This is a genomic window from Streptomyces sp. NPDC007162 (assembly GCF_040634175.1).
Taxonomy (GTDB): domain Bacteria; phylum Actinomycetota; class Actinomycetes; order Streptomycetales; family Streptomycetaceae; genus Streptomyces.
Genome location: NZ_JBEYFC010000533.1, coordinates 1 through 5,926, shown reverse-complemented (window position 1 = coordinate 5,926; position 5,926 = coordinate 1). Strand labels below are relative to the sequence as shown.

Here is a 5,926-nt window from a genome sequence, read left to right as displayed (position 1 = left end):
GGGTGCTGCCCGGCCGGGCCCGCCCGGGTCGGGCGTGAGGGAATGCAGTTGGAACGGAATTACGGTAAATCCGGGCATCTTGGCCCGTTCTCGTATAGCAACGGCGAACGGATATGTAGCGCAGTCGATCACTCTCTCTCTTCCCGACGGACGCAGAAGGCACCCGCGGCAGCCGCCAGGACTGCTGCCTCCGCGGCCCGTTCCGGGAGTTGCGGGTCCGGATTTGCGCGTAGGAGCACCATCTGGTGGTAGAGCGGCGCCGTGGCGGCGATGAGCAGGCTCCGCGCGTCCGTGTGCTGTGCGCCAAGTTCACCGCGCTCGATGGCGCGCTCGACGAGGATCTCGCACTGGGCGTACCGGTCCGTCCACAGCTGAGTCTGGGCCCGCGCGGCCTGTTCGGAGTGGAACGAGGCGGCCATCAGGGCGACGGCGAGCGATGGCTGTACGACCAGGGATTCCTGGATCTCCTGGTTGAGTGCTGTCAGATCGCCGCGCAGCGAGCCGGTGTTCGGCGGCCGCCAGTCGATTTCGCCGGCAGCGGCGATGACGTCGACGAGCAGGCCGCCGACATCGCGCCAACGCCGGTAGACCGTGGCGCGGTGCACTCCGGCCCGCGTCGCGACACCCTCCATCGTGAGTCCTTCGTGACCGCGTTCAGCGAGTTCGGCGCGCACCGCATCGAGGACCTGGGCGCGGATGCGGGCGGTGCGACCGCCCGGGCGGCGGTCCGACGTCGTGTCCAGTGGGTCTGTCATCGGCAATCAGTATCCGGTTGATCAAGGCGGCAGGGCCGTGCCAGCATCCTAATGCGACAGTTGTCGCTCTAGGGTCACTGGAGAGGAACCGTCCCCGCGATGCCGCCCGTTCCCGCTGATCCCACCGTGCTCCACCCGATGCCCGAGCACCCGCGCGTGGTTTTGCTCAAGCCGCTCGTGAAGTCGCCGTTGATCGAGGTCGGCGACTTCTCCTACTACGACGATCCGGACGACCCGACCGCGTTCGAGACGCGCAACGTCCTGTATCACTACGGTCCCGAGCGGCTCGTCATCGGCACGTACTGCGCGCTGGGGACGGACACCCGGTTCATCATGAACGGCGCCAACCACCGCATGGACGGTCCTTCCACCTTCCCGTTCCCCACCATGGGGGGCTCCTGGGCGGAGCACTTCGACCTGATCACCGACCTGCCCGGCCGGGGCGACACGGTCGTCGGCAACGACGTGTGGTTCGGCCACGGCGCCACGGTCATGCCCGGTGTACGCATCGGTCACGGCGCGATCATCGCCGCTGGCGCCGTGGTCACCGGCGACGTCCCCGACTACGGCATCGTCGGCGGCAACCCCGCCCGGCTCATCCGCGCCCGCTACGACGCCGCGGACATCGCCCGGCTCCTCGCCGTGGCGTGGTGGGACTGGCCCGTGCAGCACATCACCAGGCACGTACGGACGATCATGTCGGGGACCGTCGCCGACATGGAGGAGGCCGCCGCGCAGATCGACCGGCCCTGACACCGCGTCCTCGCCACACCGCCCGCACCCGTCCCGCGCCAGAAACGAGTGATCACCCATGTCCCGTCGCCGCGCCCATATCGCGATGGTCGGCATCCCCATCGTCAGCCATGTCCTGCCCAGCCTCGCGCTCATCCGCGAGCTGGTGGCCCGCGGGCACCGGGTCACCTACGCCAACGCCCCGTTCGTGGCCGACCGGATCGAGCCCACCGGCGCGGAGCTGGTGCCCTGCACCTCCATGCTGCCCGTCGCGGACAACGACTGGCCCGCCGATCCCATCGCCGCGGCGAGCCTCTTCCTCGACGACGCCGTCCAGGCGCTCCCGCAACTGCGCGCTGCCTACGGCGACGATCCGGCCGACCTGTACCTCTACGACATCGGCGCCTATGCCGCGCGCGCCCTCGCCGAAACGCAGGGCCGTCCCCTCGTGCAGCTGTCCCCGACGTTCGTCGGCTGGGACGGCTACCAGGAGGAAGTCGCGGCGCATCTGAGGAAGCTGTCGGGCGCCGACGCATACCGGGACAGGTTCGCACGGTGGCTCGCCGACTGCGGGGCGGCCACGACGGACGTGGACACGTTCTCCGGCCCGCCCGCCCGGGCCCTCGCCCTGATCCCGAGAGCAATGCAGCCGCACGCCGATCAAGTCGACACCGACACGGTGACCTTCGTCGGCCCCTGCTTCGACACCCGAGCAGACACGGACGGCTGGACCCGCCCGGCGGCCGCAGACCATGTGCTGCTGATCTCGCTCGGTTCGGCGTACACGCGCCAGCCGGGGTTCTACCGCCAGTGCATCGCCGCCTTCGGCGACCTACCCGGCTGGCATGTCGTACTCCAGATCGGCAAGTACACCGACCCCGGGGAACTCGGCACCATCCCGCCCAACGTCGAGGTGCACTCATGGGTCCCGCAGCGGGCGATCCTGGAACAGGCCGACGCCTTCGTCACCCACGCCGGCATGGGCGGCTGCGGGGAAGGGCTCCTCGCCGGCGTTCCCATGATCGCCGTGCCGCAGGGGGCCGAGCAGTTCATGAACGCCGACCGACTCGTGGAACTCGGCGTCGCCCGCCGTGTGGACACCGCTGACGCCACCGCCGAGACCCTCCGCACGGCGCTGAACGACCTGGTCACAGATCCGGAACGGATCGGCCGGTCCAAGCAGTTGCAGGCCGCCGGCCAGGCCGAGGGTGGCACCCCGCGCGCTGCTGACCTCATCGAGCACATCCTGGCCGCCGCCGAGGGTCCCGCGCTCTGAGCTCAGTAGCGCGCAAGGGAAGCGTTCTCTTCTCGTTCATCACTCTGCGTATTCACCAGCCGAGGGATGTGACCCAACCACAGGCTCCTGGTCTTTGGAGGAGATACGCCCGACGCCCGGATCGCGGTCGACCAGCAGCGTCGGGACCACAGTGCCTTACCGGCAATGTTGTCGGCAACGCCTTCGCACTCGACAGCAGTAAAGCCGCCAGCAGTCTTCATTGCAGCAGTCGCCTGCAAACTAGCTTTACGAGCGCGCGGATTCAATCTGCGCGGATCGTTGGTACGCTCATACCGAGTTGATTCTCTGTTGCGTGCGCAACAGAGAACGACCAAGGCCCCGTCCTCCCGCAGGTTGCGACCCTGCGGACCACGAGGACGAAACCTTGGTCTGGTGGTGTGGGCCCTGGCGGAGCTGAGCGCTCAGCTGGGGCTCACTCGTTTCACGGACGGTGCTCGTAGAGCCACGCGATCACGAGGAAGACCTCGCAGCTCGCGCTCACACGCTCCGGGGAGACGTGCGGCCGTACGTGTTGCTGCCACCGATCCCTCAGCCACTCCAGCAGCTTCAAGATCGGCTCCTTCCAACGAAGCGGGGATGCGCCCCGCACCGCAGGGGAACGCGGTTCGCGCCCCCACGTGTAGGTGCGGGCCGTGATCCCCCCCTGAAGGAGTAACCGAAAAGATACCGTGCCAGCCGGACCATTCCCCAATCCGGAAGAGGGTACGTCGCGAGCGTTACCTCAGTGCAATGTGACCGGCTCAACATTGGCGATGCCACGGGCCGTTGAGCATGTACGGAACTGGCTTGGGTGTTACCCGCCATGCACGAACATCCCTAACTCGCTGACCTGCCGACGCCGTTGAGCTCGTCACGCGGCCAAGTCCCGATTTATTTAACGAACATACGAGCGCCCACTGTGCGGAGAACCGGGGAACGGGGGTGGAACGCGTGGGAGGACTCGAACCTCCACCCTTCTGCCTTGAGGCAGCACTCTGCTCAGATTGTCGGTGTTGCCGTTGTGCCGCCCTGGGCAGTTCCGTTACTCCTCGCTGGGCAGTGCAGGCGGCTCGCTCGGCGCAGTGTCAGGGGACGACGGATCGTCAGGTTCTGCTGCCGGACCGATCGGTAGAGGTGCCAGGCCGTCTTCCGCCCGGATGACGTCGGCAACAAGGTCGCACGCCGGTCTCCTCGTTCGCGGCGGGCTTCCGATCTAGTGCTCTGGTCTTGCCGATGCCCGGCGGGCCGAGCAGGATCACGTTCTCCGCCTTCGCGACAAACGTGACGGTGGCCAAGTGGGCGAGGACATCGCGCCGCAGCGACGGCAGGTGGTCGAGGTTGAAGTCCTCCAGCGTCTTGACCTGCGGGAAGTGGGCGGTGCGGATGCGCATCACGGTGCCCTTGGACTCCCGGTCGGCGGCCTGCCGCTGCAACAGGGCGGCCAGGTACTCCTCGTGGGACCAGTTCTGGATGTCGCCGCCCTGTCGTGTCGGGATCATCCCCGCGGTCAGGAACCGGGAGAAGCCGAGCGTCATGACCAGGACCGGCAGGACCCGCTGCTGGCCGGGTGCGACCTGGACCCTCATCTCTGGGAACCACAGGTCGCACTGGGTGATCTGGCCGGGTTCGTAGGCCACCCGGTCGACCGGGTCGATACCGACGTACTCCGGCCGGATCTCGGCCAGTTTCTTCGTCAGCGGAGACATCGAGTACGGCCACTTGATCCGCTCGGCGATCACCGGCGCCGCATCGTCGGCCACTCGTTCAACAAGCCCCGGATCTGCGCCTCGAAGGCGTCCGCTACCCGTCCGCGCGGGGCCCGTTCGTACTTCGGCGGCCGGTCCGAGTTCAACGCGGCCCGCACCGTGTTCCGGGCCACCCCCAGCCGCCGTGAGATCTCCTTCTGCGACCTCTTTCGACGGTGGCAGCGCGACGGCACCCGGAAGCGGATCTTCGAGCAACTGCAGGCCGAGGTCGATGCGAAGGGCCTGATCACTTGGGACGTCAGCGTGGACTCCACGATCGCCCGCGGGCGGGTTGACCGCCACGCTGCACCTCACGGTCGAGCAGGGGCAGAAGCCGCTGTCCCTGCTCGTCACCGCGGGCCAGAGGCATGACAGTCCGCAGTTCCAACCTGTACTGGAGGGCATCCGGGTGCCCCGCATCGGCCCGGGCCGACCTCGCACCGGGCCGGACATGGTCCGCGCCGATAAGGCGTACGGCTCTCGCGCAAACCGCGCCTACCTGCGCAGACGAGGCGTCCCCTGCACGATCCCGGAGAAGTCCGACCAGGTCCGCAACCGCAAGAAGCTCGGCTCCCGAGGTGGCCGACCGCCCAAGTTCGACGAGGCCGACTACAAAGACCGCCACGCGGTGGAGTGCGGGATCAACCGGCTGAAGCGCCACCGAGCCGTGGCCGCGAGATATGACGGACTTGCCGTCCGCTATGAGGCAGCAGTACTGGTCGCAGCCATCAACGAGTGGCTATGACCAACAGCCTTCCCGCCGCCTCTCAGAGCTTGCCCAGCTGAATTTTCCGGACTCTCGTCGTGTCGGATGCCGGCCACCGATCACACGGGCTTGACCACTCGGAAGCGTTCGGCAACGACGAGAGTGTCATCGGTGATGTCGGGGGTGCGACCCAGGAACTCGCTCACCCCATCGCTCTGGAAGAACTCTTCGTGGGCTGCCCGCCACTGTGCAACGTCGGAGTAACCGCGCCCCTCGGCTCGCGCGAAGTCATCGTCGATTTCCTTCATGGGAACGACTCGTACGTCGACGAGTTCGATCGTGACGGCCGGACGACCCTCGGAATCGAGCACTGAGAACCGCTGGCCGCTCTGCGGCACTGCCTCTCCGGCGTGCTCATAGATCTCCAGGAGGCCGGTGAGCGCGGTCTTCTGACCGCTCAGGATCGCCGCCACGCCACGGTCACGTTCTGGTCCGGGAAAAGCGAGTTCAAGAGTCGGAAGATCGTCATGTCCCATCGGGAGATGGTACGAACCCGAGTCGCGTTGATCAATGGCCGCTAGTCCCGACACACACAGCAAGCACTTTGGCAACACGCTCTAGTCTTCTGAGTCAGGAATTCTGTTCAGATAACTGGCGAGGCGTTCGAGGATCTCGTCCGCCGTCTTCGTCCAGACGTAGGGCTTCGGGTCGG

The 5,926-nt window shown here is 67.1% G+C and carries 7 protein-coding genes and 1 pseudogene; 3 read left to right on the top strand and 5 right to left on the bottom strand.

Going from position 1 to position 5,926, the window contains the following annotated elements; translation table 11 throughout:
• Nucleotides 1-128 precede the first annotated feature (128 nt).
• Nucleotides 129-755 (bottom strand): TetR/AcrR family transcriptional regulator, encoded by a 627-nt coding sequence (locus ABZ646_RS38310; RefSeq protein WP_360529825.1) that lies wholly within the window; start codon nucleotides 753-755, stop codon nucleotides 129-131.
• Nucleotides 756-854: 99 nt separating this feature from the next.
• Between ABZ646_RS38310 and ABZ646_RS38305 the strand changes: the two genes are divergently transcribed.
• Both ABZ646_RS38305 and ABZ646_RS38300 read left to right on the top strand, forming a co-directional pair.
• A complete protein-coding gene (locus tag ABZ646_RS38305; protein ID WP_360529822.1) occupies nucleotides 855-1,508 on the top strand; it encodes a CatB-related O-acetyltransferase in 654 nt (217 codons plus the stop codon).
• A gap of 58 nt (nucleotides 1,509-1,566) precedes the next feature.
• A complete protein-coding gene (locus tag ABZ646_RS38300) occupies nucleotides 1,567-2,763 on the top strand; it encodes a macrolide family glycosyltransferase (RefSeq protein ID WP_360529819.1) in 1,197 nt (398 codons plus the stop codon).
• 442 nt (nucleotides 2,764-3,205) lie between these two features.
• On the opposite strand, the gene ABZ646_RS38295 is transcribed toward ABZ646_RS38300, so the two are convergent.
• From ABZ646_RS38295 to ABZ646_RS38285, 3 genes and pseudogenes are all read right to left on the bottom strand, one after another.
• On the bottom strand, nucleotides 3,206-3,334 hold the full coding sequence (locus tag ABZ646_RS38295; protein ID WP_360529816.1) for a hypothetical protein: 129 nt from the start codon (nucleotides 3,332-3,334) through the stop codon (nucleotides 3,206-3,208).
• 532 nt (nucleotides 3,335-3,866) lie between these two features.
• Nucleotides 3,867-4,196 carry an ATP-binding protein gene (locus tag ABZ646_RS38290; protein ID WP_360529828.1) on the bottom strand — a complete coding sequence of 110 codons (330 nt, stop codon included), beginning with the start codon at nucleotides 4,194-4,196 and terminating at the stop codon, nucleotides 3,867-3,869.
• Nucleotides 4,197-4,232: 36 nt separating this feature from the next.
• Nucleotides 4,233-4,714, bottom strand: a pseudogene (locus ABZ646_RS38285) (IS21 family transposase); the annotation flags it as partial.
• Between the two features lie 86 nt (nucleotides 4,715-4,800).
• Here ABZ646_RS38285 and ABZ646_RS38280 point away from each other — a divergent pair.
• Nucleotides 4,801-5,253, top strand: coding sequence for a transposase (locus tag ABZ646_RS38280; RefSeq protein WP_360529813.1), 453 nt, complete (start codon nucleotides 4,801-4,803; stop codon nucleotides 5,251-5,253).
• Between the two features lie 80 nt (nucleotides 5,254-5,333).
• Here ABZ646_RS38280 and ABZ646_RS38275 read toward each other — a convergent pair whose 3' ends face one another.
• The gene (locus ABZ646_RS38275) at nucleotides 5,334-5,750 is read right to left on the bottom strand and encodes an ASCH domain-containing protein (protein ID WP_307530672.1); all 417 of its coding nucleotides are present in this window, start codon (nucleotides 5,748-5,750) and stop codon (nucleotides 5,334-5,336) included.
• Nucleotides 5,751-5,926 lie beyond the last annotated feature (176 nt).

Bases quoted from the DNA above. Each gene is read 5' to 3' on its own strand.
- ABZ646_RS38275 (WP_307530672.1), bottom strand. From the start codon at position 5,750: ATGGGACATGACGATCTTCCGACTCTTGAACTCGCTTTTCCCGGACCA.
- ABZ646_RS38305 (WP_360529822.1), top strand. From the start codon at position 855: ATGCCGCCCGTTCCCGCTGATCCCACCGTGCTCCACCCGATGCCCGAG.
- ABZ646_RS38300 (WP_360529819.1), top strand. From the start codon at position 1,567: ATGTCCCGTCGCCGCGCCCATATCGCGATGGTCGGCATCCCCATCGTC.
- ABZ646_RS38310 (WP_360529825.1), bottom strand. From the start codon at position 755: ATGACAGACCCACTGGACACGACGTCGGACCGCCGCCCGGGCGGTCGC.